General features: G+C 61.8%; 29 protein-coding genes. All 29 read left to right on the top strand.

Features of this window, described 5'->3' with window-relative positions:
* Nucleotides 1–198: 198 nt before the first annotated feature.
* Entirely contained in the window at nucleotides 199–639 is a 441-nt protein-coding gene (locus QRN46_RS19360; protein ID WP_011332708.1) for a tail fiber assembly protein, read from the top strand.
* A 125-nt stretch (nucleotides 640–764) separates the two neighbouring features.
* Entirely contained in the window at nucleotides 765–1,103 is a 339-nt protein-coding gene (locus QRN46_RS19365; RefSeq protein WP_011332709.1) for a phage holin family protein, read from the top strand.
* A 70-nt stretch (nucleotides 1,104–1,173) separates the two neighbouring features.
* Nucleotides 1,174–1,695, top strand: coding sequence for a hypothetical protein (locus QRN46_RS19370; RefSeq protein ID WP_285356601.1), 522 nt, complete (start codon nucleotides 1,174–1,176; stop codon nucleotides 1,693–1,695).
* Between the two features lie 3 nt (nucleotides 1,696–1,698).
* The gene (locus QRN46_RS19375; protein ID WP_285356603.1) at nucleotides 1,699–2,307 is read left to right on the top strand and encodes a phage baseplate assembly protein V; all 609 of its coding nucleotides are present in this window, start codon (nucleotides 1,699–1,701) and stop codon (nucleotides 2,305–2,307) included.
* A 14-nt stretch (nucleotides 2,308–2,321) separates the two neighbouring features.
* Complete coding sequence (locus tag QRN46_RS19380; RefSeq protein WP_007954853.1) at nucleotides 2,322–2,654, top strand: hypothetical protein; 333 nt, start codon at nucleotides 2,322–2,324, stop codon at nucleotides 2,652–2,654.
* Nucleotides 2,651–3,646 (top strand): baseplate J/gp47 family protein, encoded by a 996-nt coding sequence (locus QRN46_RS19385; RefSeq protein WP_285356606.1) that lies wholly within the window; start codon nucleotides 2,651–2,653, stop codon nucleotides 3,644–3,646. The genes QRN46_RS19380 and QRN46_RS19385 overlap by 4 nt, the downstream gene beginning before the upstream one ends.
* A complete protein-coding gene (locus QRN46_RS19390; protein WP_201816887.1) occupies nucleotides 3,643–4,278 on the top strand; it encodes a phage tail protein I in 636 nt (211 codons plus the stop codon). The genes QRN46_RS19385 and QRN46_RS19390 overlap by 4 nt, the downstream gene beginning before the upstream one ends.
* Nucleotides 4,279–7,248 (top strand): tail fiber protein, encoded by a 2,970-nt coding sequence (locus QRN46_RS19395; protein ID WP_285356610.1) that lies wholly within the window; start codon nucleotides 4,279–4,281, stop codon nucleotides 7,246–7,248.
* 9 nt (nucleotides 7,249–7,257) lie between these two features.
* Entirely contained in the window at nucleotides 7,258–7,803 is a 546-nt protein-coding gene (locus QRN46_RS19400; RefSeq protein WP_201816884.1) for a DUF4376 domain-containing protein, read from the top strand.
* A 101-nt stretch (nucleotides 7,804–7,904) separates the two neighbouring features.
* A complete protein-coding gene (locus QRN46_RS19405; RefSeq protein ID WP_221615122.1) occupies nucleotides 7,905–8,090 on the top strand; it encodes a hypothetical protein in 186 nt (61 codons plus the stop codon).
* 2 nt (nucleotides 8,091–8,092) lie between these two features.
* Nucleotides 8,093–9,259, top strand: a complete 1,167-nt coding sequence (locus QRN46_RS19410) for a phage tail sheath protein (RefSeq protein ID WP_011332716.1) — start codon at nucleotides 8,093–8,095, stop codon at nucleotides 9,257–9,259.
* Complete coding sequence (locus tag QRN46_RS19415; RefSeq protein ID WP_011332717.1) at nucleotides 9,259–9,765, top strand: phage major tail tube protein; 507 nt, start codon at nucleotides 9,259–9,261, stop codon at nucleotides 9,763–9,765. The genes QRN46_RS19410 and QRN46_RS19415 overlap by 1 nt, the downstream gene beginning before the upstream one ends.
* Before the next feature lie 80 nt (nucleotides 9,766–9,845).
* Nucleotides 9,846–10,427, top strand: coding sequence for a phage tail assembly protein (locus QRN46_RS19420; RefSeq protein WP_011332718.1), 582 nt, complete (start codon nucleotides 9,846–9,848; stop codon nucleotides 10,425–10,427).
* A gap of 128 nt (nucleotides 10,428–10,555) precedes the next feature.
* A complete protein-coding gene (locus tag QRN46_RS19425; protein WP_285356616.1) occupies nucleotides 10,556–13,036 on the top strand; it encodes a phage tail tape measure protein in 2,481 nt (826 codons plus the stop codon).
* A complete protein-coding gene (locus QRN46_RS19430; protein WP_011332720.1) occupies nucleotides 13,033–13,416 on the top strand; it encodes a phage tail protein in 384 nt (127 codons plus the stop codon). Before QRN46_RS19425 ends, QRN46_RS19430 begins: the two co-directional genes overlap by 4 nt.
* Nucleotides 13,409–13,621, top strand: coding sequence for a tail protein X (locus tag QRN46_RS19435; protein WP_011332721.1), 213 nt, complete (start codon nucleotides 13,409–13,411; stop codon nucleotides 13,619–13,621). Before QRN46_RS19430 ends, QRN46_RS19435 begins: the two co-directional genes overlap by 8 nt.
* Before the next feature lie 9 nt (nucleotides 13,622–13,630).
* A complete protein-coding gene (locus QRN46_RS19440; protein WP_011332722.1) occupies nucleotides 13,631–14,659 on the top strand; it encodes a hypothetical protein in 1,029 nt (342 codons plus the stop codon).
* 61 nt (nucleotides 14,660–14,720) lie between these two features.
* Nucleotides 14,721–15,305 (top strand): phage tail terminator protein, encoded by a 585-nt coding sequence (locus tag QRN46_RS19445; protein ID WP_221615125.1) that lies wholly within the window; start codon nucleotides 14,721–14,723, stop codon nucleotides 15,303–15,305.
* Complete coding sequence (locus QRN46_RS19450) at nucleotides 15,302–15,481, top strand: DUF2635 domain-containing protein (protein ID WP_007954893.1); 180 nt, start codon at nucleotides 15,302–15,304, stop codon at nucleotides 15,479–15,481. The genes QRN46_RS19445 and QRN46_RS19450 overlap by 4 nt, the downstream gene beginning before the upstream one ends.
* Nucleotides 15,481–16,977 (top strand): phage tail sheath subtilisin-like domain-containing protein, encoded by a 1,497-nt coding sequence (locus QRN46_RS19455; RefSeq protein ID WP_221615126.1) that lies wholly within the window; start codon nucleotides 15,481–15,483, stop codon nucleotides 16,975–16,977. The genes QRN46_RS19450 and QRN46_RS19455 overlap by 1 nt, the downstream gene beginning before the upstream one ends.
* Before the next feature lie 67 nt (nucleotides 16,978–17,044).
* Nucleotides 17,045–17,392 (top strand): phage tail tube protein, encoded by a 348-nt coding sequence (locus QRN46_RS19460; RefSeq protein ID WP_007908779.1) that lies wholly within the window; start codon nucleotides 17,045–17,047, stop codon nucleotides 17,390–17,392.
* Nucleotides 17,389–17,685, top strand: coding sequence for a phage tail assembly protein (locus tag QRN46_RS19465; protein WP_003222226.1), 297 nt, complete (start codon nucleotides 17,389–17,391; stop codon nucleotides 17,683–17,685). The genes QRN46_RS19460 and QRN46_RS19465 overlap by 4 nt, the downstream gene beginning before the upstream one ends.
* Nucleotides 17,686–17,815: 130 nt before the next feature.
* The gene (locus QRN46_RS19470) at nucleotides 17,816–19,588 is read left to right on the top strand and encodes a phage tail tape measure protein (protein WP_285356626.1); all 1,773 of its coding nucleotides are present in this window, start codon (nucleotides 17,816–17,818) and stop codon (nucleotides 19,586–19,588) included.
* Nucleotides 19,575–20,810, top strand: coding sequence for a DNA circularization protein (locus tag QRN46_RS19475; protein ID WP_285356628.1), 1,236 nt, complete (start codon nucleotides 19,575–19,577; stop codon nucleotides 20,808–20,810). Before QRN46_RS19470 ends, QRN46_RS19475 begins: the two co-directional genes overlap by 14 nt.
* A gap of 3 nt (nucleotides 20,811–20,813) precedes the next feature.
* A complete protein-coding gene (locus tag QRN46_RS19480) occupies nucleotides 20,814–21,857 on the top strand; it encodes a phage baseplate assembly protein (RefSeq protein ID WP_011332727.1) in 1,044 nt (347 codons plus the stop codon).
* Between the two features lie 27 nt (nucleotides 21,858–21,884).
* The gene (locus QRN46_RS19485) at nucleotides 21,885–22,394 is read left to right on the top strand and encodes a phage baseplate assembly protein V (RefSeq protein ID WP_115076756.1); all 510 of its coding nucleotides are present in this window, start codon (nucleotides 21,885–21,887) and stop codon (nucleotides 22,392–22,394) included.
* Entirely contained in the window at nucleotides 22,394–22,792 is a 399-nt protein-coding gene (locus QRN46_RS19490) for a phage GP46 family protein (protein WP_007954906.1), read from the top strand. Before QRN46_RS19485 ends, QRN46_RS19490 begins: the two co-directional genes overlap by 1 nt.
* Nucleotides 22,782–23,825 (top strand): baseplate J/gp47 family protein, encoded by a 1,044-nt coding sequence (locus QRN46_RS19495; protein WP_201816859.1) that lies wholly within the window; start codon nucleotides 22,782–22,784, stop codon nucleotides 23,823–23,825. The genes QRN46_RS19490 and QRN46_RS19495 overlap by 11 nt, the downstream gene beginning before the upstream one ends.
* Nucleotides 23,813–24,412 carry a YmfQ family protein gene (locus tag QRN46_RS19500; RefSeq protein WP_011332730.1) on the top strand — a complete coding sequence of 200 codons (600 nt, stop codon included), beginning with the start codon at nucleotides 23,813–23,815 and terminating at the stop codon, nucleotides 24,410–24,412. Before QRN46_RS19495 ends, QRN46_RS19500 begins: the two co-directional genes overlap by 13 nt.
* The last annotated feature ends 1 nt before the right edge of the window (nucleotide 24,413 follow it).

Consider the following 24,413-nt stretch of genomic DNA (forward strand, 5'->3'; position numbering starts at 1 on the left):
AATTTGAATGGACTCGTACCGCGCCAGTAGCGCCGAAAAGTCAGCTTCCTTCTTTGAACAATGGACAGAAGGAAGGCGAAGGAGCGCATTACTGAAAAGCCCGGCGAGTTGCCGGGCTTTTTGGAATGCCTGCCTGATATTCAAGAGGTGTGCAGAAGGACGCGCAGCGTGTATTGGAAATCATCAGAGGTAAAGCGAATGAATCGTTACGTTTTGGTAGGACGTGTTTATAAGTCCGGTTATCAAGTCGCGCTGCAGATTCTGGAATCGGATGAGCCCATGCCGACGACTCTTCCGGTTGGGATAGCGGACGCAGAGTGGTATGACATCACCGGAGATACTACGGCTCACGTGGGATGGAAGGTTTTTTTTAAACTGGAAGAAGACGGTTTGCTCTTCGTCGAGCCGACCCACGAAGAGCATCTCGCAATCAACGCTGCCCGCATGCAAGAGCGGTTTGATGTCGCTGCACTCTGGCTGACATTCAATCCTTTGCAATACAAGCTGGATCTTGGCGTCGCTACGCCGGCGGACGAAGCTGCGTTACTTGCTTACAAGCAATACTTCGTTGCCGTCAGCGAAGTCAAAAAACAGCCTGGCTATCCGGCCACTATCAACTGGCCGGTAGCTCCCTTCTAGTTTCAGCCACGAGTGCGCATTACTGAAAATCCCGGCCTTGCGCCGGGCTTTTTGGAATGCCTGCCTCAAGAGAAAACGTTTGAACCCTACACACAACACTCACCCATTACTCCCGGAGGCGTGACATGACAAACGAGCAACAAGCGTTGGCGGACATGCCGATCTGGTTGGTGATCCTCCTCGCCGTGGTCGGCGGGGTGTCCGGCGAAATGTGGCGCGCCGACAAGGAGGGCGCTCGCGGCTGGTCACTGTTGCGGCGCCTGGCCTTGCGTTCCGGCGCCTGCATGATCTGCGGTGTCTCGGCGATCATGCTGCTGTATGCCGCCGGGCTGTCGATCTGGGCTGCCGGCGCATTCGGTTGCCTGACGGCCATGGCCGGGGCCGACGTCGCCATCGGTCTGTACGAGCGCTGGGCGGCCAAGCGCATTGGCGTCTGCGAAGTCCCGCCACGCGACCAGCCTTGAATTTCAATTTTCCCCATGCCGCCATTTCGGCGGCAGGGCTTCGCGTGGACGAATGAAAAGGAGGTCATCTATGCCCACACCGATCCAGCAGCCGTCGCAACTGTTCACCGCCATCGCGACGACACTGCGCAACACCGCCGGACTCGACCTCAAGGTCGGCAGCCGCGGGGATTTTGATGCGCCGGGCGAGCAGGCCTGGGTGCTGATCGACATCGAGCGAAATGCACCGGGAGAGCGTGCCGCCAATGGGCGAATCGCTCATGTGCTGACGCTGTCGCTGCAAGTTATTCCGGCGCTGTCCGCCACGGCGTTTGCTGCCTGCGACCTGATCGCCGCCTTGAAGAATCTGGTCACCGACAACCGCTGGGGCTTGCCCGGCGATCAATGCGATCTGCCGATGAACATCGATGGCTTGCCGTCATTGCTCATCCGCGCCGACCAGCCGAACAAAGCCTGGACGCTGTCGTTCAACCAGACGCTCTACCTGGGCCCGGCCCTGTTGGACGATCCGTTGGGTACACCGAAATTCGCCCGCACCTGGGAAGTCAGCGACATCGACGATCCGGATCAGTACACCACGCTGGAGGCCTGACCGATGTTCGACGCGTTACTGCGAATGCAACTAGGCCCGATCATCGAGCGACTGGCGGAAATGGAAGCGGAGATTGAAGACCTGCACCGGCGTGCCGAGAGTTATTGCCGCATCGGCATCTGTCAGGACGTCGACGCCGCGAGCAATACCTGCCGGGTCAGCCACGGTGGATTGCTCACCCCGGCCATCCGATTTTTCAACCCGAGCGCTGGAGCACAGAGCGAGTCGCGGATCCCGACGGTGGGCGAGCAGTGCCTGCTGCTGAACTACGGCAGTGGTGAAAGCGGTGCGCAAAGCGTGGCGTTGTTCGGCCTGAACAGTGACCGTTTTCCACCAACCTCGACGGTGCCGACGTTGACTCGTCGTGTTCATCAGGACGGCAGCGAAAGCGGCTACGACGACGCCACGCACACGCTGCATTGGCAAAACGGGCCGGCCGCCTTCAACGGTTCTCGCGAGTCGCTTGAGCTGAGCATCGGTCCGGCACGGCTGGCGATGACCCCGCAAGCGATCAGCCTGCAACTGGGCGCGGTCGGCCTGAGCATCGACGCCTCGGGCGTGCACTTCAGCGGCCCGTTGGTGGATCACCAGGGCCGCGTCATCAGCCCCTGAATCAAGAGCTTCCCATGATCGGAATCGATAGAGACAGCGGGGCCACGGTCGACGACTGGCTGCAATTCGTGCAGCGCGCGACCCGGGCCCTGACCACGCCGCTGGGCACCCGGCAAAAACGGCCCTTGTACGGTTCGCTGATCCCCACGCTGCTGGGGCAGAACCTGGGCGACGACATCCTGTTACTCGCCCAGAGCCACGCGGCCCAGGCGTTCTACAACCCGCAAAACGGTATCGGCGATTTCCAGCCCGGCGTGATTGTCGCCACCCGTCAGGGCGCCGGTCTGCTGCTGCGGTTTGCCGGCACCTGGAAAAACCGCCAACAGACTTTCGAGGTCGTGACATGAGCATGTTGATCCCCGGCCAGAACCAGTTGGCCGAACCCTCCTTGATCAAGGTCGATGCCTTCGAGGATCTGCTCGCCGAGTTCAAGACCTTCGTGGTCGAGTACGTCGGCGCGCGCTCGCCGCAGAACGCGGAAAAACTCAAGACCAGCCTGGAAAACGAAAGCGAACTGCTGACCCTGGCTCTGGAGGCCTTTTGCGTTCGCCTGCAAACCCACGAACGCAAATACAACGCCCGGATCAAGCAGATGCTGGCGTGGTGGGCCACCGGCAGCAATCTTGATGCGCGGTTGGCGGACATGGGCCTGGAGCGCCAGTTGCTCGACCCGGGTGATCCGGCGGCATTCCCGCCGGTGCCGGCGATCTACGAAAGCGACGATGACGCCCGGCTGCGCTATTACCTGGCACCCCATGCGCCGGCGGCGGGTTCGCGGATGCAGTATCGCCGCGAGGTCTTCACCCTCGGTGAACGGCCGACGGTGAAAGTCGAATCCACCGAGGCCGGTGTGGTGAACGTTACCTACACCTTCGACCCGGACGGCCTTGCTGCGCAGGTCAAAGACGGCAACGGTCGCCGCACCGCGCCTGGCGAAGTGCAAGTCACCGTGCTTGCCCGCGAGGGCGACGGTACACCGTCCCCGACGCTGCTCGAAGGCGTACGTCGACACTTCGCACGGCCCGACGTTTGTCCCGAGACGGACAAGGTGACGGTGCAGGCCGCCGAGATTCAGCGCTACAAAATCCGCGTGGTGGCGAAGATCAATTCCGGTCCGGATTCGGGCCTGACCAAGGTCGCCGCGCAGCAGCATTTGCAGGCCTACGCCGACAGTTGCCATCGCCTGGAAGGCCGGGTCGATCCGAGCTGGATCGACTACACGCTGCACAGCGCCGGCGCCGTGCAATTGCAGATTCTTGAACCTCTGGGTTCCGTTGTGTGCTCGGCGTTTCAAGCGCCGTACTGCACGGCGGTCGAGGTCGAGGTGCAGACGCTATGACCGATCAGACACCGCGTCCAACTCTGCTGCCGGCCAACAGCTCGGCGCTGGAACGGGCCCTCGACATCGGCTTCGGCGCACTGCTTGATCGCGTCGCGCCGCCGTTTCCAGAACTGATGAACCCGGCCTCAACCCCCGTCGCCTTCCTGCCGTATCTCGCAGCGGATCGTGGAGTGGCCGAATGGAGCACCGACGCACCGGAAGCGGAAAAGCGCCTGACCGTCGAACTGGCCTGGCCCACCGCGCGCCAGGCCGGCACTCGCAAGGCGCTGGAGAACGCCGCCAAGGGTTTGCAGCTCAGGCCGGAAATCCGCGCCTGGTACGAGCAGACACCGCCCGGCGAGCCCTACAGCTTTTCCGTGCGGGCCTTCAGCGAACAACCCTACAGCGAAGAAATCGACGCCCGTCTCGACCGGCGCCTGGCTGATGCCAAGAGCGAGCGGGACGTGCTGTCGGTGTCGGTCGGCCTCAGCGCCTTCGGCAATCACGTCATCGGCGCCGCGACCTTCTGCGGTGAGTTGACCACGGTTTATCCGGTGTTCATCGAAGGGCTCGAAACCTCGGGAGAGGCGTTCTTGGGCGCGGGCATGTACACCGTCGAAACATCCACTATTTATCCTCAGGGGGCCTGAATGGCTGACTATTACACCCTGCTCACCAACGCAGGGATTGCCTACGAAACCGCCTGCAAGGCAGCGGGCGTACCGATCAAGCTGACGCAGATTTCCGTCGGCGATGGCGGCGGCGCGGTCTACAACCCGGCCGCGACGGCTACCGCGCTGAAACGCGAAGTCTGGCGCGGACCGCTCAATGCGCTGTTCCAGGACGAGAAAAATCCGAGCTGGCTGCTCGCCGAAGTCACCATCCCGCCGGACGTCGGTGGCTGGTACGTGCGTGAAGCCGGTCTGTGGACCGACACCGGCATTCTCTACGCGATCGTCAAATACCCGGAGTCGTTCAAACCGGTGCTGGCCACGTCCGGCTCGGGCAAAGAGTTCTACATCCGCTCGATTTTCGAGACCAGCAATGCCTCGCTGGTGACGCTGGTGATCGATGACACGGTGGTAAAGGCCACTCGTGCGTGGGTCATGAGCTACCTCGCCGAAGAACTTGGCAAACTGGATGGCAAACAGTCGGTTCGCGTAGCTGCGACTGGCAATGTCGTGTTGAACGGTGCACAGCAAATCGACGGTGTTGCAGTGGTTGCTGGCGACCGTGTGCTGCTGCCGAATCAGACCCTGGCCAAGGACAATGGTCTGTGGATCGTCACCAACGGCGACTGGGTTCGGGCCAACGATGCCAACGTCAGCGCCAAGGTCACACCGGGCCTGACGGTGATGGTGGAGGAGGGCACGCTCAACGGCGATTCGCTGTGGCACCTGACCACCAACGCACCGATCACGCTCGGCACTACCGCGCTGACATTCAAGATGCTGGCCGGGCGCACCGGGATTGCCGCCGGTACCTACAAAAGTCTGAGCGTCGACGAATACGGCCGCGCGACAGCCGGCTCGAATCCTGACACGCTGGCCGGTTTCGGCATCAAGGATTCGTACACCAAGGCTGAAGTCGAATCGTTGATTGCCAAGGCGTCGGCGTTGCCGGTGGGGTCGATTGTCGCGTTCCCTGTCGATACGCCGCCGCCGGGTTTTCTGGAGCTGGACAACAGCGTCAAGAGCAGCGCGACCTACCCGGACTTGAGCGCCTATCTGGGTGGCAAGTTCAACAAGGGGGATGAGGGTGTCGGGAATTTCCGGTTGCCTGAGGCGCGTGGGGAGTTTTTGCGCGGTTGGGATCATGGGCGTGGTATCGATGGCGGTCGGGCAATCGGCAGTTCTCAGACTGACACCCTGCAGAACCTCTACGGCATCTTTGATGGCTATCTCGATATCACCACCGCAAATGGTGTGTTCGGCTTGGGTAACATGAGCAAGTCTTTAACGCAGACCACCCAGAAAGACGCTTATCACAGTGTGATCTTTGATGCTTCAAAGGTGGCTCGTACCTCTGCGGAAACCCGCCCCCGCAATATTGCCGTGATGTGGTGCATCAAGGCCTGGAACGCTCCGATCAATCAGGGAAACATTGACGTAGCGGCACTGGTCAAGGAAGTATCCCGGTTGGGATCTGCCGTTCCGGTGGGTGCCGTCATGGCGTTCCCGACAGGTATCGTGCCGCCCGGCTTTCTTGAACTCAATGGCAGTGTGCAGAGCACTTCGACTTATCCGGATTTGGCGGCATATCTCGGCACCACTTACAACAAAGGTGATGAGGGTGCCGGAAACTTCAGGTTGCCGGAATCGCGTGGTGAGTTCCTGCGAGGTTGGGATCATGGTCGTGGTGTAGACCCGGGTCGGGCGATTGGCAGTTGGGCACCTGATGAGCTGAAGTCTCACGTTCACCAAGTTGACGCGCCTGCCAATCCGAGCGGATTTGGCCAGGACAAGGTCGCTCGTGGCAACCGCTCCGACAGCAACGGAACACCACAGACGACTGCCACTGGCGGTTCGGAAACCCGTCCGCGCAGCATTGCAGTCATGTGGTGCATCAAGGCCTGGAACGCGCCGATCAATCAGGGAAACATCGACGTCGCCGCACTGGCCAATGAAGTCGCACAGCTCAAATCTTCCGTTCCGGTCGGTGCTGTCCTGTCGTTTCCAACGGGCGTCGTTCCTGCCGGTTATTTGGAGCTGGACGGCAGTGTGCAAAGCATTGCGACCTATCCGGATCTGGCGGGTTATCTCGGCACAAAGTTCAACAAGGGGGACGAAGGTGCGGGCAACTTCCGGTTGCCGGAATCTCGCGGTGAGTTTCTGCGTGGTTGGGATCATGGTCGCGGTGTTGACGCTGGTCGGACAATCGGTAGCTGGCAAAAAGCGACGTTGGTTGCGCACGATGCGGTGACCTCGACAGCGCAGGCTATCCAAGCTGCCGCCTCATCTTGGAAACTCAATCCAGACAATAGTGGGAAGTCTCACCCGGTACTTGGAGGCGACGTTGCCTCTGCGGCCGACTATCCTTCCGCATTTTTCTCTTCTGGCGAAATCACCTCCCCTGTATCGCTGAATCAGGCGGCGCTGTTTACTGATGGGCACCTGGTTGGCACCCGTCCGCGCAACCTCGCCGTCATGTGGTGCATCAAAGCCTGGAACGCACCGGTCAATCAGGGAAGCATTGATGTCGCAGCGCTGGCTCCTCTGGCCCAGCAAGCGACCGAAATCAAACAAGGCACAGCCAAACTCGCCACTCAGGCGCTGACCGATGCCGGGGCTGACGACACCACAATCGTGACACCCAAAAAACTCCGCTGGGGATTTCAGATTCTCAAGGAAATCAACGGGTACATCATTTTCCCGTCCTGGCTCGGTGGCCTGATCATTCAGTGGGGCAGGGTCTCCGGAAATGGTGGTACGGACATCGCCACTGCCTTCCCGATTGCTTTTCCAAATGGCATGTACAGCCTGAACGCGACGTTGAACTACACACCAGGGTCGGCAGTGAACGGGTATGTGGATGTCGGTGTGTCAAATCTCACTTCGTTTTATGGAAAACATACCTTTCCCGGGGTCACGGTCTTTCATTGGGTCGCGGTGGGCAGTTAAGGAGAGATCATGAAATACGCACTGTTTGACGAGAATTCGAACTTGCAAACCTGCCTGATTGAAGGGGTTCACCCGATTCCCGCGTCGGCAGTCAAAGTCGATGACAAGTTGTTTATCAGGTTGACCCAGGAAGCCGACGGCATCTGGCGTCGAGTAGGCGATGAAATTGTCAAAACGCCTTTCCCACAAGTAACTCCTGATTATGCGCAACGGGTCGCCGATGAGCGCTATGAGCGGGAGGACGCGGTCGTTTCTGTGGAAGGTTTAACTGTTGCAACCTCCCGTGAAAGCGCGGGGATGATCTATGGCGCTGGCATCTCGGCGATCCTCGATCCTGATTACCGCTGCAACTTCAAAACGCTCGAGGGTTTCGTCGAGATCGGCGCGCAGCAGATTCTCGCGATTGCCAAAGCTGTCAGGGCGCACGTGCAGGCTTGTTTCGACCGCGAACTGGAATTGCTCCAGGCAATCGAGGATGGCACGTACTCCGATGAAATGCTCAAGGAAGGCTGGCCCGATTCCATGCCAGCTTCACCGACCTCCGAGCCTCAATAAAACGCCCCGCACCCCGGGGCGTTTTATTGTCCGCCCAACACATTCAACACCCGCCAAGCCCCTCCCTTTGAGGGGCTTTCCCGTTTATGGAGAAACGAAAAATGGCAACCCGCCAAACCTACACCGTGCTCGTTCCATTCCCCACCGGCGGTGGGCACTGGTCGAGCCTCGGCCAGGAACTCGATCTGCTCGACGTCGAGGCCAGTGCCCTGCACAGCGCCGGTCGACTGGAGCTGAAAACACCTACCACCAAGGCCGTGAAGGCCGCTGCCAAGAAGGCTGACTGACTATGGCTGAGGTTCTGAACTTCGAGCACAACGGCATTACCGTCAATGCCACCGAATCCCCCGAGGCCATGGGTGGCCTGGGCGACAACGTCATCGGTCTGGTCGGCACCGCGCCGAAAGCCGATCCGCTGATTCCGCGTAACGCACCGTTTCGCATCAACAGCTTCACCACCCATGCGCTGCTCGATCCGACCGGTTCGGAAGAGGGCACCCTGTACCACGCCGTCTACCAGATCCTCAAAGTGGTCAAGGTGCCGGTGTACGTGGTGATCGTCGAAGCGGGCGCGACTCCGGCTGACACCGTCAACGCGGTGATCGGCGGCGTTGATCCAACCACCGGTCGCAAACTCGGTCTGGCGGCACTGGGCAGCGTCCCGGAAGACCTGACCATCATCGGCGCACCGGGCTTCACCGGCACTAAAGCGGTGGCCAGCGAGTTCGCCTCGTTCGGCAAGCGCATCAAGGCCCGTGTGGTGCTGGACGGCAAGGACGTCTCGGTCGCCGATCAGGTGCTGTATAGCCAGGAACTGGGCGGCGCTGACCTCGGTTTCGACCGTTGCCTGGTGGTGCACAACATGCCGGCCGTGTACTCGAAAGCGGCGAAGAAAAACGTGTTCCTCGCGCCATCGAGCCTGGCGATCGCCGCGCTGGCCAAGGTCAAGCAATGGGAAAGCCCGGGCAACCAGGTGACCTACGCCGAAGACGTGTCGCGGGTCGTGGAATACAACATCCTCGACACCTCCACCGAAGGCGATCTGCTCAACCGCTACGGCGTCAGCTATTACGCCCGCACCATCCTTGGCGGCTTCTCGCTGCTGGGCAACCGTTCGATCACCGGCAAGTTCATCAGCTACGTCGGTCTGGAAGACGCCATCAGCCGCAAGCTGGTGAAGGCCGGCCAGAAAGCCATGGCCAAGAACCTGACCAAGTCGTTCATGGATCAGGAAGTCAAACGCATCAACGACTGGCTGCAAACCCTGGTCGCCGACGAAACCATTCCCGGCGGCAGCGTATATCTGCACCCGGAACTCAACAGCGTCGAGAAGTACAAGAACGGCACCTGGTACGTGGTCATCGACTACGGCCGCTACGCGCCGAACGAACACATGGTTTATCAACTCAACGCCCGCGATGAAATCATCGAGCAGTTCCTGGAGGACGTTCTCTAATGTTTACCAACCGCGTAAGACAGGCCATCGCGGCCACCCTGCAAGGCCTGCCGCTGTCGGCGACCGTGGAGGAATTCACTCCGCCGAAGATCGACTTCGACATGGAAAGCATGACGGGCGGGCGCTTCATCGTTGAGGAAATGGCCAAGAGCGCCAAGGCACTGAATGCCACGCTCAAGCTGCAAGGCACCGGCGCTGAAGTGCTGCTGGCGATGGGCGTGAAACTGGGCGACGACATTCTGCTGAACGTGCGCGAAGCCGGACAGGATCAGGACGGCAACACCTGGTTCACCTATCACACCATCGGCGGCAAGCTCAAAACCATGGGTGAGGAAGCAATCAAAATGGGTGGCAAAGCCCTGACGACTCTTGAGTTCTCCTGCCGCACCTACAACCGCCTGGAAAACGGCATTCCGGTGATCGACATCGACGTGCGCACCCAGAAGTTCGTGCTCAACGGCGTCGACATCCTTGGTGATGCCCGTCGTGCGGTGCTGATGCCGTAAGCCTTTCGGCAGATCAGGCACAAAACCTGTGGGCGTTCATGCCCACAGGAATCTTCAAGAACACCCAAGGAATTCCTTTCATGTCGTGGATGCCACCCAAGCATGTCCTGTTGTCGCCGATCACCGGTGACGACGGCTCGCAGATCGAATCGATCCAGCTCAAACCGCTGTTCTACGCCGCCCAGAAAGAAGCGCTGGAACGCGCTGGCGACGATGAAGACGATCAGTTCTTCGAACTGGCGCTGCTGGCCACCGGCTTGTCGGTCAAGGAACTCGACCAGCTCAAGCGCCCGGACTACGTGACCATCGCGCAGTACGTGCACGAGATGTCGACCCGTCCGGCGTCGTACTTTCTCGACCAGGTCGAGGACGCGGAAAAGTCTGACGATCCCGATCAGGTGCAACTGCTGCAACCGCTCGCCGTCACCGGCCGCACCGTGACTTCGCTGAGCCTGGAAATGCCGGCGCTGCGGGCCACCAAAGTGATGAAGAAACTGAAAACGGCCAAGGAACGCGCCGAGTTCATCACCGCCCATTGCACCGGCCTGATGATCCCCGATCTGGCCCTGATGACCGTCCCGGACTGGACGCAATTGCAGGTGCGCATCGACGATTTTTTAAACCAGCCGGCGGCCTTCTTTCAGAACGCGACATCGAAGTAATCCTCGATATCGTGCCGCTCATTTACCCGGTAAGTGAGGCGGAAATTCTGGAGTGGGACGCCGAAAAGGCGTTGCGCCGCTACGACATAGCGATCACTCGCCTTGGCGTGAAAAAGGAGTAGAGCGGCATGGCAGACACATCGTTTTCGCTGATGTACGCCGCGCAAACCGCAGGTGCGGGTTCCGGTTTGTCGGCAGCGGGATCGGCCACGGACAGCCTGATCAAACCACTGTCCGAACTGAAAGAGGCGCTGCTCACGGCCAGTGTCGACATCCGCAGTCTGGTGCGTGAACAGATCAAGCTCGGCGCCGTTGTCCTGGGGCTGAACACAGCTCTGGCATCGTTCAAGGTGCCGGTTGTAACTGCCGCACCGGCGGCAGGCGGCGAGAGCAAGTCTAAGCTCAAGGCTGAGATTGAACAGCGCTCGCCTCCGGCCTACCTGCAATCGGACATGGCCCTGAAAGCCGCCATGGCCCAGCTCAGGCAGGTTCAAGGCCTGAGTGGCGACCTCGACACGCTGTCGAAAGCCAACCTCAAACTGGCCACCGATAAACGGGTTGCCGGCAGTGGGGCGACGGTCGTGGATCTGGTGCAGGTCGAAGTCGCGGCTGGCAGATCCGGGATTGGCGCTGGTCTCAAGGGCGCCGACAAGGAGCAAGTGCTGCTGGACTTTGCCCGGGATGCGGCGGTCAATGCGTCGGCGTTCGGCATCAGCCTGAAGTCGGCCGGTGAAATGCTGTCGGCCTGGCAAATCTCGATGAAACTGGATCGCACTCAAGGTCAACTGTTGGCCGATGCGACTCAGCATCTGGGCAACAGCGGACTGAATGCGACGGCTGCCGACATCGGTTCGGTCGTGCAGCAATCCGGCGAGTCGGGCGTTGCGGCCGGCATCCTTCCCGAGCAGTTGGCGGCGTTGTCCGCCGCATTGTTCAACGCTGATGTCGACAAGGCCGGTGCCGGGGCGGCGGTGAAAAGCATCAGCGCAGCCCTGGCCAAAGGCACCCAAGGCTCGGCGGCCGAGCAGTCGGCGTGGAAGGCGTTGGGGCTTGATCCCGGCAAGTTGACCGAAAACGTACCGGACAGCCTTGTCAAAGCGTTGGCGGCATTGAAGCAACAACCGGCAGAGCAGCAAACGGCGCTGATCAAGACACTTTTCAGTGGCGACGATGGTGTACGCAAACTGCTGGCGAAACCCGAAGACCTGCAAAAAGCGTTTTCGCTGGTCGCGCCGGCCAAACTGGAAGGAACGTCGACGCTGGTGTCCTCGCAAGCGGCCCAGAGCAGACTGGCATCGTCATTTGCGGGTGAGGGAGGCGTGGGTCAATGGATGGGCAAACCCGGCGAGGCACAGACGCCGCTTTCATTGCTCAAGCCCAATGATCCACTGACACCGGCTTACAGCGGCGCGATTGAACGCAGCGCCGAGCCTGCGGGCAAAGACCCGCAGCGAAGCTGGAACGCGTTCGATGCCAGTCTCAATCGTCTGATCACGGCGTTGGCGCCGGATGCGACCGGCACGTTGGACTCGCTGACGAATATGACCAATGGCGTGGCCGATATGGCCGAAGCCTATCCAAAAACCTCGACGGCGCTGGCCGTTGCGGGCGCTGGACTGTCGGCCATCGTGGTGGCGGTGATGGGCAAGGCGTTCGGCAATTTCACCGACAAACTGCTCAAGGGCGTCGCTTCAAAATTGCCGTTCGGTCTTGGCGGTTTGATTGCCGATCTTGAAGACCCCAAAGCAAAGGACAAGTCTGCCAGGAATGGCGCGGATCATGACTGCTGCTGCAAACCGTTGGGCAGCGGGAGCGGGACGGCTAACACACTCGAGCCACGCTGGCCAGGCATCCGGCGGCGAGCCGGACGTGAGCCCACCGGCCGAAGCGTGCGAAGTCTACGCAGGGTGACGCCTTGGCCACCACGGACCAGCGCACCACCAGCGGTGCCGGCACGGCCCGTTCTGCCTTCCATGTCCGGCTCACCCTGGCCGGGAAGCATGACGGCATTTTCCGGCTCGTCGGCCGTCAGTGCTGCACCGGCCGCTCCGCTGTCCGGTGCTTACGCTAGGGCAGGCAAGTTGCTCGCCAAGCGAGCGCCGCCGCTGCGATTGCTCAGCGCCGGGTATGAAATGGTGACCGGCGTCATGAAGGGCGATACGCGTTCCGTCGTGTCGTCCGGTGCATCGTTAGCCGGGTCGTCTGCCGGAGCCGCTGTCGGTGCTGCACTGGGCACGTTGATTCTGCCGGGTTTGGGCACCATGGTCGGCGGGTGGCTCGGAAGCATGGCGGGGGGAGCCATCGGTGAGTCCCTGGGCGACAAGCTCGGGACACAAGTCGATCGTCTTGGCTCTCCTGCACAGGTCAGTAAAGATCTGATCGCGACCTCGGCGACCTTCACGATTCCCGCGACACCTGCCACCGCAACTGCCAGCCAGCCTGTCACGTTCAACTCCACCATTAACATCAATGGTCAGGATCAGGGCAGCGCCCAGGCACTGGCCAATCTGGTGGTGCAGACAACGATGAGTCAATTGGGCCAGATCATGCCGACCAACCCCCTCGCCACACGACGTGACGCAGCCCTGACCGATGGAGTCGCCACATGAAACAACAAATGGCACTGGGCAGTTTCATCTTCGGCCTGTCCCGCGGCTTTGCCTACAGCACATTGCTGCGCAAATCCGATGGCGGCTGGACGGAACTGCCGATTCTCACCAGCAAACCCAAGTCCAGTCAGATCGGACAGAAACCGGAAACCCTGAACATCACCGGCAAGTCGATGTACGCGGTGGCCATGGATCGGCTCGATGAGCTGCGGGCCCTGCAATCGCTTCGAGTCCCCCTGCCGCTGATCGATGGCATCGGCCGCAACTGGGGTCTCTGGCGAATCAACAATGTTCAGGAAACCCAAAGCTGCGTCATCGATGACGGCACGGCGATGGTGGTCGACTGGGTTATCGAACTGGCGGAGTTCAACAATGCGTAAGGTACGAAGCGTGGCCGGTGACTCGGTGAATCTGTTGCTGTACCGCGAAACCGGTCGCAGCGATGACAGCGCCGAAGAAGCCCTGTGGACACTCAACCCGACCCTGGCCGAGCACGGCCCGATCCTGCCGGCAGGTGTCTGGGTGACGCTGCCGGAACTCGACTCGAAACCAGCCGTGATCAAACCGGTCCTTGCCTGGGATTAAGGAGGCTGTATGGCACAGGGATTTACGCCGGCGATTGAAATCTACGGGGCCAACAAGGATCTGCTCAACCAGCGTCTGATCAGTTGGGAACACATCGATGCCGCCGGGATGGAGTCCGATCAACTGACGCTGGTGCTCGATCTGGAAGGCCTTGAAGGCTTGCCGACCCTGGGCGGAACCATCGGCCTGCGGGTGGGCTATCTGGAGACCGGGCTGGTGGAAAAAGGCCAGTTCAAGGTCACTCGACTGACGCCGACGCTGTTCCCGCTGCGCCTGACGCTGGTCGCGACCGCCGCGCCTTTCAGCGGCAAGGACGACTCCGGATTCAAGGAACGGCGCACGGCCAGTCATGGCCCTACAACCCTTGGCGGACTGTTTCGCGAGCTGGTCTCGAGACACGGATTCTCGCCGCGCGTGGATCCCGAACTGGCGCTGATCAGGATCGCCCATGTCGACCAGTCGAACGAAACCGACATGAGCTTCATCACACGCCTGGCGAAAAAGTACGACGCGGTGGCCAAACCGTTCAACGACCTTTACGTACTGGCGAAACCGGCGCAGCTCAAAAACCTGTCGGGCCAGGTGATACCCAACGTCATGCTGTCGGTCACCCACAACAATCGGCCGGGCGATCACGCATTCATCAGCGCCACGCTGGAAGAGACCGCCCGTACCCAGAATCAGGGTTGCAAAACCTCCTTTTGGGACAGTGCGCTCGGCAAACTGCGCGAAGTGGTCACCGGTTCCGAACCCTACAAGGTCATCCGCCAGAGACTGGCCAGCGAAGAAGAAGCCAAAGCCATCGGCGAGGCCGAAGTGCGCAAGATGCTGCGCGAGAAATACAAGCTGAAGGTCACCTGTCCGGGCGATCCGTTGCTGGCGGCCGAAGGTCTGCTGGTGCTCGACGATACCTGGCCGGATTTCATGCGCGGTCGCTGGTCGATTGAAAAAGTCACCGCCAGTGGCAAGCGCGAAGAAAGCTATCGCTGCCTGATCGAAGCCAACGGCCGGGATCCCGAGGCAAAAGCCAAGGACTGATTCCCCGGTCTCACCGCCACACGCATCACTGTGGCCACTCCCACATCCTGGAACGCTCCCCATGAAGATCTCCCCGATCCTCACGCAGCTGCGTGCGCAATGCCCAAGCCTTGCCGGCCATATCGCGACAGGTGTCGACCTGGCGCTTCTGCAAGGCAACCCGAATCTGCCGATGCCCTCGGCCCATGTTTTACCGCTGGCCGACATGGCCAGCGCCAGCACCGCACAGAACTCTCCCAGCCAACCGATCCGCGACCGCTTCGAAATCATCCTGGCACTGGATGCCACGGACGCCACAAAAGCGCTGGATCTGTTGCACGACCTGCGCGCCGAACTGTGGCGTGCGCTGGTGGGTTTCAAGCCCGCTTCCGACTACAGCGCCATCGTTTATGACGGCGGCGAAACGGTCTCGATCAACAGCAGCCGCGCGTTCTACCGGCTGCGCTTTTTTGCCGAGTTCCAGCTGGGCCGCAATCTGCCAAGTCAGCCTGCGGAGAGTTGGCACGAACGCGAACTGGACGGTTTGTCGTCCTTTACCGGGGCCACCGTGCGGGTCGATGCGATCGACCCGGCCGACCCCAACCTGAAACGCCCGGGCCCTGACGGGCGCGTGGAAATGACTTTCTCTGGAGACGTAACCCCATGAGCAACCGCATCACCGTAGTGCCGGCCGCCGGCCGTGCCGTGCCGGACCCGGAAGCCGGCGACCTGCTGCCACTGGAAGGCCGTGAGGTGCTGGACAGCGCCTGGTGGCGCCGGCGTCTGGCCGACGGCGATATCACCCTCAAAACCGCAACAGCCAAACAAAAGGGAGCCAAATAATGGCGATCGGATTCAGCAACATCCCTGCGGACATTCGTGTACCGCTGTTCTATGCCGAAATGGACAACTCGGCCGCCAATAGCGCGTCCTCGTCCATGCGTCGCCTGATCGTGGCGCAGGTCAACGACAACATCGCTCCGAGCGAAGTCGGCAAACTGGTGCTGGTCTCCAGCGTGGCGCTGGCCAAGAGCATTGGCGGCCAGGGCTCGATGCTGGCGTCGATGTACGAGACCTTCCGCAAGGCCGACCCGATCGGTGAGATCTGGTGCCTGCCGCTGCACAACGCCACCGGCGCCATCGCCAAAGGCGTGCTGACCCTGACCGGTACCGCGACTCAGGCGGGCGTGCTCAACCTGTATGTCGGCGGCGTCCGCGTCCAGGCCACCGTGGTCAACGGTGCCACGGCTGCACAGGCTGCGACTGCTCTGGCCCAGAAAATCAACGCCACCGCCGATCTGCCGGTGAGCGCAGCAGCGGCCGAAGGCGTGGTCACTCTGAACGCCAAATGGACCGGCGAGAGCGGCAACGACATCAGCCTGCAATTCAATCGCCTGGGCAAGAGCAACGGCGAAGAAACCCCGGCCGGCCTGACCACCGCCATCACCGCCATGACCGGCGGCGTCGGTGTACCGGATCAAGTGGCTGCCGTTGCAGCACTGGGCGATGAGCCGTTCGAATTCATCGCACTGCCATGGTCCGACCTGGCCACCCTCAACACCTGGCAAGCGGTGATGGACGACAGCACCGGTCGCTGGTCGTGGGCCAAGCAACTGTTCGGTCACGTCTACAGCGCCAAGCGCGGCACCGTCGGCACGCTGGTGGCAGCCGGTCAGGCTCGCAACGACCAGCACATGACCATTCAGGCGCTGGAGTCGGGCGTTCCGCAACCGGTGTGGGTACAAGCCGCCGCACTGGCTGCGCGCACTGCGGTGTTCATCTCGGCTGACGCCAGCCGTCCGACCCAGAGCGGCAGCCTGCCAGGTGTCGATCCGGCCCCGGCGAGCGAGCGCTTCACCCTGACCGAGCGTCAGTCGCTGCTCAACTACGGCATCGCCACCGCGTACTACGAAGGCGGCTACGTGCGCATCCAGCGCTCGATCACCACCTACCAGAAGAACGCTTACGGCCAGGCCGACAACTCGTACCTGGACAGCGAAACCATGCACCAGTCGGCGTTCATCGTGCGTCGCCTGCAAAGCGTGATCACCAGCAAGTACGGTCGCCACAAACTGGCTGCCGACGGCACCCGTTTCGGCGCCGGCCAGCCGATCGTCACCCCGGCGACTATTCGCGGCGAGCTGATCGCCCAGTACGCCAAGCTCGAACTCGAAGGCCACGTGGAAAACGCCGAGCTGTTCGCCGAGCACCTGATCGTCGAGCGCGACGTGCAGGACCCGAGCCGCGTGAACGTGCTGTTCCCGCCGGATTACATCAACGGTCTGCGCGTGTTCGCACTGCTCAACCAGTTCCGCCTGCAGTACGACGACGTCGCCTGATCGGCGCGTCTGACACTGTGATTTCAGCCCACCTCGCGTGGGCTTTTTATTTGAAGGGAGTAACACCATGGGTCAACTGATTGCAGGCACCTGCTACGTCAAGGTCGACGGTGCACAACTGACTATCAACGGTGGCTGCGAAGCCCCGCTGATGGCCGTCAAACGCGAAACCGTCGTGCCGGGTTTCTACAAGGAAACCGACATCGCGCCATCGTTCAAGGTGACCGCGCTGCACACCGCCGACTTCCCGCTGAAGAAGCTGATCGAAGGCACCGACATCACCGTCACCTGCGAATTCAGCAACGGCAAAGTCTACGTACTGGCCGGTGCCTACCTGGTCGAAGAGCCAGTCTCCAAAGGCGATGACGCCACCATCGAACTGAAATTCGAAGGCATCAAGGGGACCTGGCAATGAGCGGCGCCGTGAAGCTTCAAGTTGCGATCGAAGCTCACGGCGAGCCCCTGACCGAACTCGTCCTGCGCCGTCCTACGGTGCAGGAAGTGCGAGCGATCAAGGCGCTGCCGTACAAGATCGACAAGAGCGAAGAGGTCAGCCTCGACATGGACGTGGCGGCCAAATACATCGCCGTGTGCGCCGGCATTCCGCCGTCGTCGGTCAACCAGCTGGACCTGGCTGACCTCAACGCGCTGAGCTGGGCCGTTGCGAGTTTTTTCATGAGTGCGGCGTCGGAGCCATCACCGACCTGATTTCGGTCGCCTATGACCTGGCCTGGTTCTGGAAGGTTGACCCCGAACAGATGATGGCCAGGCCACTGGATGTGCTTCGCGAATCGCTGGAGCACGCGCAACGGATCAATGCGATGCAGCAGGTGCAGTGATGGCAGAAGAAACCAAAGCTAAAGCGTCGGTGCTGCTTACCGGCATCGACGAACTGTCACCCAAACTCGGCGCCCTGCGAGTGAAGGTCGATGACTTCAAGAAAAACCTCGAACAGACCGGCCTCGGCAAACTGGACATCAGCGGTCTGTTCAAGGGCGGCAGCGTGATTACGCCGTTCGTGGACGGCATCAAATCGGCTGCGGCGTTTCAGGGCAAGCTTGCCGAGGTCAGCGAGACGGCGAAAACCGTCGACCTGCCGGAAACACCGAAAGCCGCCGCGCAGAACATGAACGTGTTCAGCGCATCCATGGAGAAGGTGTCCGCTGCGGTGGACGCCGCACTGGTGCCGGTGGTGGGCGCATTGGTGGTCGGGCTGGAGCCGATGCTGACCCAGGTCGGCAGCCTGCTGGCCGACAACCCGAAACTGGTCGAAGGCCTGGCAGCGGGGGCGATTGCGTTTTCCGCCATGCAGACCGCCGTCACCGGCATGACTCAGGTGATGGACGTCATGAGCATGGTGCTCAAGACCAATCCGATCATGCTGATCGCCATGGGCATTGCCGTGGCGGCCGGTCTGATCGTGGCCAACTGGACACCGATTTCCGCGTTCTTCAGCGGATTGTGGGAGGGCGTGAAAAACGCCGGAGCCAGTGCAATGGCGACGTTGCGCTCGGTGCTCGACTGGCGGCCGCTGGAGGCACTGGCGGCGCTGTGGGAACCGGTCACGGCTTTCTTCTCCGGAATCTGGGACAAGGTCAAAGCTGTGACCGCGCCGGTGATCGACTTCTTCAAGTCGGTTTTCTCGTGGTCGCCCGCAGGCATGATCCTGGAAAACTGGGGGCCGTTGACCGGTCTGTTTTCGGCGATCTGGGAATTGCTCAAGGCCTTGAGTGTGCCGGTGATGTCATTCCTCAAGGGGCTGTTCGACTGGACGCCACTGGGCATGATCATCAACAACTGGGGCGCGATCAGCGGTTTCTTCGCTTCGATCTGGGCCGCGCTGCAGCCGGCGGCGCAAGCCATCAAGGACTTCTTCGGCAGCCTGTTCGACTCTTCCCCGCTGGGGATGCTCGTCAACAACTGGGGCAGCGTCGTGACCTTTTTCGAACCGGTCTGGGCCGCGCTGCAAACGTCGGCACAAACGATCAAAAGCTTTTTCCAGAGCCTGTTCGAATGGTCGCCGCTGGAGCAGATCGCGCAGTACTGGCAGCCGATCAGCGAGGTGTTTTCGGCGCTGTGGGGCGTTGTACAGGCGTTGGCCGCACCGGTGCTGGAGTTCCTGCACAACATGTTCGAATGGACGCCCTTGGGGCAGATCATCAAGAACTGGGGACCGATCACCGAATGGTTCGGCGAGTTGTGGCAAAAGCTGCAAACCGTCATCGCGCCAATCAAGGAGTTGTTCGACGGTGGCTTCGCCGGGCTGATCGCCAAGGTCACCGGTAAGGTCGAAACCCTGACCGAAGCGCAGCGCCAGACCAATGCCGAAGGCAAGGGCGAACTGGCGCCGGCCTTCTTCGGTGCCAGTGCGAAAACCGAGGGTGGCGGTGCGTTGCAAGGCGGTTCGTTGCCGCAATCCTCTGGCGCCCTGATCCAGCAAAGCGCCGCCAACAACCGCACGCAACTCGAAGGCGGCCTGACGGTGCGCTTCGAAAATGCGCCGGCGGGGCTGCGCACCGATCAACCGCAAACCAATCAGCCGGGGCTGGCGCTCAGTTCGCGCATCGGCTATCGCTCGCTGTCCATGGGAGGTTCCAATGAACTGGCGTGACCGTTTGTTGCCGGCATCCTTTCGCGGTGTCGGTTTCTGGATCGATCAGGCGAAAACCCCGGTCGGTCGCAAGGGGCAGTTGCACGAGTATCCGCAACGGGATCTGCCGTTCTTCGAGGACCTTGGCCAGCAGGCCAAGACCCACGACCTGACGGCGTTCATCATCGGCGCCAATTGCCTGGAACAGCGCGACAAGCTGCTCCAGGCGCTGGAACAGGGCAGCGGCGAACTGGTGCATCCGTGGTTGGGGCGCTTGCAGGTCAAGGTCGGTGAGTGCGACATGACTCACACCCGCCAGGACGGCGGGATGGTGACGTTCAGCCTGAAGTTCTACCCCGACCGGCCGCTGCCGTTTCCGACGGCGACGGTCAGCACGCAGAAAGTGCTGCTGGCCAAGGCCGACGGTTTGCTCGGCTCGGCGGTGGCGCGCTTCGAACAGGCGATGACCCTGATCAAGGCCGCGCGGATCGGCATCGCCAATCTGCGCAACAGCCTCACCGGTGTGTACGACGTGATCAAGGAGCAGCTCAAGCCGCTGATCGCGCAGTACAAGCAGATCACCGAACTGGTCAGGGCCGTCAAGGAACTGCCCAAGGAAGTGGCGGCGGAGTTCAAGGGGTTGCTCGGCGATATCAAGGAGCTGAAGGCATTCGCGAAGGAGGGCTACCGTGGCGTGATTGCCGACGTGTCCCAACAGATCGAAGCCATCCGCAAGGCCGATGCGCCGAAAATCACCACCGGCAAGGACACCAACGCCGCCGCGCAAGCGATGGCCAATCTGGTGCAGGACATGCTGATCGTCAAAGTGGCGCAGTGGGTGGCCTCGATGCCGGTGGCGTCGACGCCGGTGAAACTCAACTCGACACCTTCGCTGGATCAGCAATCGAAGCAGCCGGTCAGCCGTCAGGAAGTTCCGGTCACCGACGATCTGCAAGCCCTGCAAAAAGAGTTGAGCGACGCGCTGCAAAAGGCCCAGGACAAGGCCGACCCCGCGCACTATCAAGCCATCGCCGATGTGAAGGAGGCGCTGATCGCGCACCTCAAGGCAGTGGCTTCGTCCGGTGTGCGACTGGTCAGCAAAACGTTCCAGGAAACCTTTCCGGCAGTGGTCGTGGCCTACAAACAGTTTGGCGACGCCACCCGGGTGACCGAGGTCATTCAGCGCAACGGTCTGTCTCATCCGGGGTACTCACCCAACGAAGTCAAGGTTTCCCGGGAGTGAGCCATGAACGAGACTGACAACCGCGTCACGCTGACCGTCAACAACATGGAGTACGGCGGCTGGAAAAGCGTGCAGATCACCGCGGACCTGGAGCGTCAGTTCCGCACCTTCAAACTCGACATCACCTGGCAATGGCCGGGGCAGACCGTGGATCAGCGGATCAAGGCCGGCGACCCGTGCGAAGTGCGGATCGGCCAGGATCTGGTGCTCACCGGTTATGTGTTCAAGGCCCCGATCAGCTATGACGGGCGGCAGATCAGCCTGAGCATCGAAGGCAGTTCCAAGACCCAGGATCTGGTCGACTGTGCGGCGCGAAACATTCCCGGCCAATGGCAGGAGCAGCCGCTGTTGAACATCGTCCAGGCCCTGGCCGGGGAATACTCGCAGTTTGTGGTCAACGAGATTCCCGAGACCGCACGCCTGAGCAAACACACCATCGTTCCGGGTGAAACCGTGTTTCAGTCGATCGACCGTCTGCTCTCGCTGTACCGGGTGTTTTCCACCGATGACGCCGAGGGCCGGCTGGTGCTGGCCAAACCGGGCAGCGGCGGCCGCGCCAGTGATGCGCTGGAGCTGGGCAAGAACATTCTCTCGGCCAATGCGCCGATGGATCACAGCCAGGTGTTCTCCGAATACAAGGTGATCGGCCAGCAAAAGGGCAACGACAAGAAGAGCGGGGCGGCGGTCAGCGAGGTTGAATCCAGCGCCACCGACCTGAGCTTCAAGCGTCGGCGCACCACGATCATCAACGAAGGCTCGCAACTGACGTTCGAACTGGCCCAGCAACGGGCCCAGTGGGAAAGCGCCACGCGCATGGGCCGGGCGCTGACCACCACTTATCAGGTGCAGGGCTGGCGCCAGTCCAACGGCGATCTGTGGCGCCACAACACGCTGGTGAAGGTCAAGGATCCGGTGCTCGGTTTCGATGGCGACATGCTGATCTCCAAGGTGACGTACTCGCTGTCGGCACAAGGCTCGGTGACCACGCTACAAGTGGCGCCGCCGCATACCTTCGACGCCAATCCGACCCCGCCGAAAAAAGCCTGAGCCGGCACCTCCCTCCAAGGAAACCCTATGAGCCTACTGACACGCCTGCTGGCGCGCGGCACTGTCGTGCTCGCCAATTCGGCATCCAAGCTGCAATCGCTGCAAATGCGCCTCACCGCCGGTGAAGTGAACGACGACCTGGAGCACTTCGAACCCTACGGCTTCACCAGCCATCCGCTGGCCGGTGCCGAAGGCGTCGTCACGTTTCTCGGCGGCGACCGTTCCCACGCCATCGCCCTGGTGGTCGCCGACCGCCGTTACCGCCTGCAATCGCTGGCGGCCGGTGAGGTGGCGATCTACACCGACGAGGGCGATAAGATTCACTTCAAGCGCGGGCGGATCATCGACATCGAAACCGCCACGCTCAACATCCGCGCCAGCACCGCCGTGAACTTCGAGACGCCGGTGATCAACCAGACCGGCAAGATCGTTTCCAAGGGCGATCAAGTGGCCGGCGGCATCAGCCAGATCAAGCACGTGCACGTTGGCGTGCAGGCGGGCAGTGGCCAGACCGGCGCGCCGGCGGGAGGTCAGTGATGCTGTTCAGTCAGAACCTCCACGCCGCGCTGACCCGTGCGGTGCTGATCAGCCTGTTCACCTGGCGCCGCGCCGCCGACGACGATGCCCTCGACGACGAGGAGCGCTTCGGCTGGTGGGGCGACACCTTTCCCACGGTGGCCGACGATCGCATCGGCTCACGGCTGTGGCTGTTGCGCCGGGTCAAGCTGACCCGCCAGACCCAGATGGACGCCGAGTTCTATGCCCGCGAAGCCTTGCAGTGGCTGATCGACGACGGCCATTGCAGCGCCATCGACATCATCAGCGAACGCCTCGACGCCCAGCGCCTGAACCTGCGCACGGTCCTGACCCTGGCCGACGGCGAGCGCCTGGACATCAACCCCGATAACAGTTGGCAGGTGATCTATGCCGTTTGAAACCCCTTCGCTGCCGGTGCTGATCAAGCGCACCCAAAGCGACCTGGCCGGCGATTCGCTGCGCCAGTCCGATGCGCAAGTCCTGGCCCGCACACTCGGCGGCGCCGCTTATGGCCTGTACGGCTACCTCGACTGGATTGCCGAGCAGATCCTGCCCGACACCGCCGATGAATCGACCCTGGAACGCATCGCCGCGCTGCGCCTGAACCAGCCGCGCAAACCGGCCCAGGTCGCCACCGGCAACGTCAGCTTCAACGCGACGGCGGGCGCAGTGCTGGATGCTGATACGTTGCTGCAGGCGGGTGATGGCCGCACATTCAAGGTCACCGCCACCCGCACCACCGTCAATGGCGTCAACACGACCAGCATCGCCGCGCTGGAGGCCGGCAGCCTGGGCAACGCCGAAGCCGGGCTGGCACTGACGCCGGTACAGCCGATCGCCGGCGTGGTCGGCAACAGTTTCGTGGTGCTGGCGCCCGGACTGAACGGCGGCGTGGCGCGAGAAAGCCTGGAGTCGTTGCGCTCGCGGGTCATTCGTTCCTATCGCGTGATCCCCCACGGCGGTTCGGCCAGCGACTATGAGACCTGGGCGCTGGAAGTGCCGGGCGTGACCCGCGCCTGGTGCCGTGGCGGCTTCCTCGGGCCGGGCACCGTCGGCGTGTACATCATGCGCGACGACGATCCGCAACCGGTGCCGAATGCCGATCAACTGGCCGAAGTGCAGGCCTACATCGAGCCGTTGCGCCCGGTGACTGCCGAAGTGCATGTACGCCCGCCGGTGCAGAAGCCGGTGACCTATCAACTGAAGCTGACCCCCGACACCACCGCCGTGCGCGCGGCTGTCGAAACCCAGTTGCGCGATCTGCACAACCGCGAAGCCGATCTGGGCGCGGATCTGTTGATCAGCCATATCCGCGAAGCGATCAGCAGCGCGGCAGGTGAGACCGACCATGTCCTCTCGGCCCCGGTGGCGAACGTGGCCGCGGGTGACAGCGAACTGCTGACCTTCGGGGGTTGCGTATGGCTGCCATAAGAACCGCCGCGCAATACCAGGCGCAACTGCGCGCCTTGCTGCCGAGCGGTCCGGCATGGGATCCGGAGCGCGTGCCGGAACTCGAGGAAGTGCTGCAAGGCGTCGCCGTCGAACTGGCGCGCCTCGATGCCCGTGCCGCCGATCTGCTCAACGAGATGGACCCGGCCGGCGTCAGCGAACTGGTGCCGGACTGGGAACAGGTAATGAACCTGCCCGACCCGTGCCTCGGCGCTACGCCGCTGTTCGACGACCGTCGCCTCGCCGTGCGCCGCCGCTTGCTGGCGGTCGGCAGCCAGGCTGTCGGTTACTACCTGGAAATCGCCAAAAGCCAGGGTTACCCCAACGCCACCATCACCGAACTCGAAGCCCCGCGCATGGGCCGTTCGCGTTTCGGCGCGGCGCACTGGGGCACCTGGGAAGCGCAATTCATGTGGACGCTCAATACCGGCGGCCGACTTTTGCTCGGCCGGCGTTATGGCGCGAGTTACTGGGGCGAACGCTTTGGCGTGAATCCGGGCTCGGCGCTGGAATGCCTGATCCACCGGGCGGCACCGGCGCATACGAAGGTGCATATCAACTATGACTAGG

The organism is Pseudomonas sp. lyk4-R2A-10, assembly GCF_030209075.1.
GTDB classification, from domain to species: domain Bacteria; phylum Pseudomonadota; class Gammaproteobacteria; order Pseudomonadales; family Pseudomonadaceae; genus Aquipseudomonas; species Aquipseudomonas glycinae.

Excerpts from the sequence above, each read along its gene's own strand:
- QRN46_RS19360 (WP_011332708.1), top strand. The coding sequence starts at position 199 with ATGAATCGTTACGTTTTGGTAGGACGTGTTTATAAGTCCGGTTATCAA.
- QRN46_RS19365 (WP_011332709.1), top strand. The coding sequence starts at position 765 with ATGACAAACGAGCAACAAGCGTTGGCGGACATGCCGATCTGGTTGGTG.
- QRN46_RS19370 (WP_285356601.1), top strand. The coding sequence starts at position 1,174 with ATGCCCACACCGATCCAGCAGCCGTCGCAACTGTTCACCGCCATCGCG.
- QRN46_RS19375 (WP_285356603.1), top strand. The coding sequence starts at position 1,699 with ATGTTCGACGCGTTACTGCGAATGCAACTAGGCCCGATCATCGAGCGA.
- QRN46_RS19380 (WP_007954853.1), top strand. The coding sequence starts at position 2,322 with ATGATCGGAATCGATAGAGACAGCGGGGCCACGGTCGACGACTGGCTG.
- QRN46_RS19385 (WP_285356606.1), top strand. The coding sequence starts at position 2,651 with ATGAGCATGTTGATCCCCGGCCAGAACCAGTTGGCCGAACCCTCCTTG.
- QRN46_RS19390 (WP_201816887.1), top strand. The coding sequence starts at position 3,643 with ATGACCGATCAGACACCGCGTCCAACTCTGCTGCCGGCCAACAGCTCG.
- QRN46_RS19395 (WP_285356610.1), top strand. The coding sequence starts at position 4,279 with ATGGCTGACTATTACACCCTGCTCACCAACGCAGGGATTGCCTACGAA.
- QRN46_RS19400 (WP_201816884.1), top strand. The coding sequence starts at position 7,258 with ATGAAATACGCACTGTTTGACGAGAATTCGAACTTGCAAACCTGCCTG.
- QRN46_RS19405 (WP_221615122.1), top strand. The coding sequence starts at position 7,905 with ATGGCAACCCGCCAAACCTACACCGTGCTCGTTCCATTCCCCACCGGC.
- QRN46_RS19410 (WP_011332716.1), top strand. The coding sequence starts at position 8,093 with ATGGCTGAGGTTCTGAACTTCGAGCACAACGGCATTACCGTCAATGCC.
- QRN46_RS19415 (WP_011332717.1), top strand. The coding sequence starts at position 9,259 with ATGTTTACCAACCGCGTAAGACAGGCCATCGCGGCCACCCTGCAAGGC.
- QRN46_RS19420 (WP_011332718.1), top strand. The coding sequence starts at position 9,846 with ATGTCGTGGATGCCACCCAAGCATGTCCTGTTGTCGCCGATCACCGGT.
- QRN46_RS19425 (WP_285356616.1), top strand. The coding sequence starts at position 10,556 with ATGGCAGACACATCGTTTTCGCTGATGTACGCCGCGCAAACCGCAGGT.
- QRN46_RS19430 (WP_011332720.1), top strand. The coding sequence starts at position 13,033 with ATGAAACAACAAATGGCACTGGGCAGTTTCATCTTCGGCCTGTCCCGC.
- QRN46_RS19435 (WP_011332721.1), top strand. The coding sequence starts at position 13,409 with ATGCGTAAGGTACGAAGCGTGGCCGGTGACTCGGTGAATCTGTTGCTG.
- QRN46_RS19440 (WP_011332722.1), top strand. The coding sequence starts at position 13,631 with ATGGCACAGGGATTTACGCCGGCGATTGAAATCTACGGGGCCAACAAG.
- QRN46_RS19445 (WP_221615125.1), top strand. The coding sequence starts at position 14,721 with ATGAAGATCTCCCCGATCCTCACGCAGCTGCGTGCGCAATGCCCAAGC.
- QRN46_RS19450 (WP_007954893.1), top strand. The coding sequence starts at position 15,302 with ATGAGCAACCGCATCACCGTAGTGCCGGCCGCCGGCCGTGCCGTGCCG.
- QRN46_RS19455 (WP_221615126.1), top strand. The coding sequence starts at position 15,481 with ATGGCGATCGGATTCAGCAACATCCCTGCGGACATTCGTGTACCGCTG.
- QRN46_RS19460 (WP_007908779.1), top strand. The coding sequence starts at position 17,045 with ATGGGTCAACTGATTGCAGGCACCTGCTACGTCAAGGTCGACGGTGCA.
- QRN46_RS19465 (WP_003222226.1), top strand. The coding sequence starts at position 17,389 with ATGAGCGGCGCCGTGAAGCTTCAAGTTGCGATCGAAGCTCACGGCGAG.
- QRN46_RS19470 (WP_285356626.1), top strand. The coding sequence starts at position 17,816 with ATGGCAGAAGAAACCAAAGCTAAAGCGTCGGTGCTGCTTACCGGCATC.
- QRN46_RS19475 (WP_285356628.1), top strand. The coding sequence starts at position 19,575 with ATGAACTGGCGTGACCGTTTGTTGCCGGCATCCTTTCGCGGTGTCGGT.
- QRN46_RS19480 (WP_011332727.1), top strand. The coding sequence starts at position 20,814 with ATGAACGAGACTGACAACCGCGTCACGCTGACCGTCAACAACATGGAG.
- QRN46_RS19485 (WP_115076756.1), top strand. The coding sequence starts at position 21,885 with ATGAGCCTACTGACACGCCTGCTGGCGCGCGGCACTGTCGTGCTCGCC.
- QRN46_RS19490 (WP_007954906.1), top strand. The coding sequence starts at position 22,394 with ATGCTGTTCAGTCAGAACCTCCACGCCGCGCTGACCCGTGCGGTGCTG.
- QRN46_RS19495 (WP_201816859.1), top strand. The coding sequence starts at position 22,782 with ATGCCGTTTGAAACCCCTTCGCTGCCGGTGCTGATCAAGCGCACCCAA.
- QRN46_RS19500 (WP_011332730.1), top strand. The coding sequence starts at position 23,813 with ATGGCTGCCATAAGAACCGCCGCGCAATACCAGGCGCAACTGCGCGCC.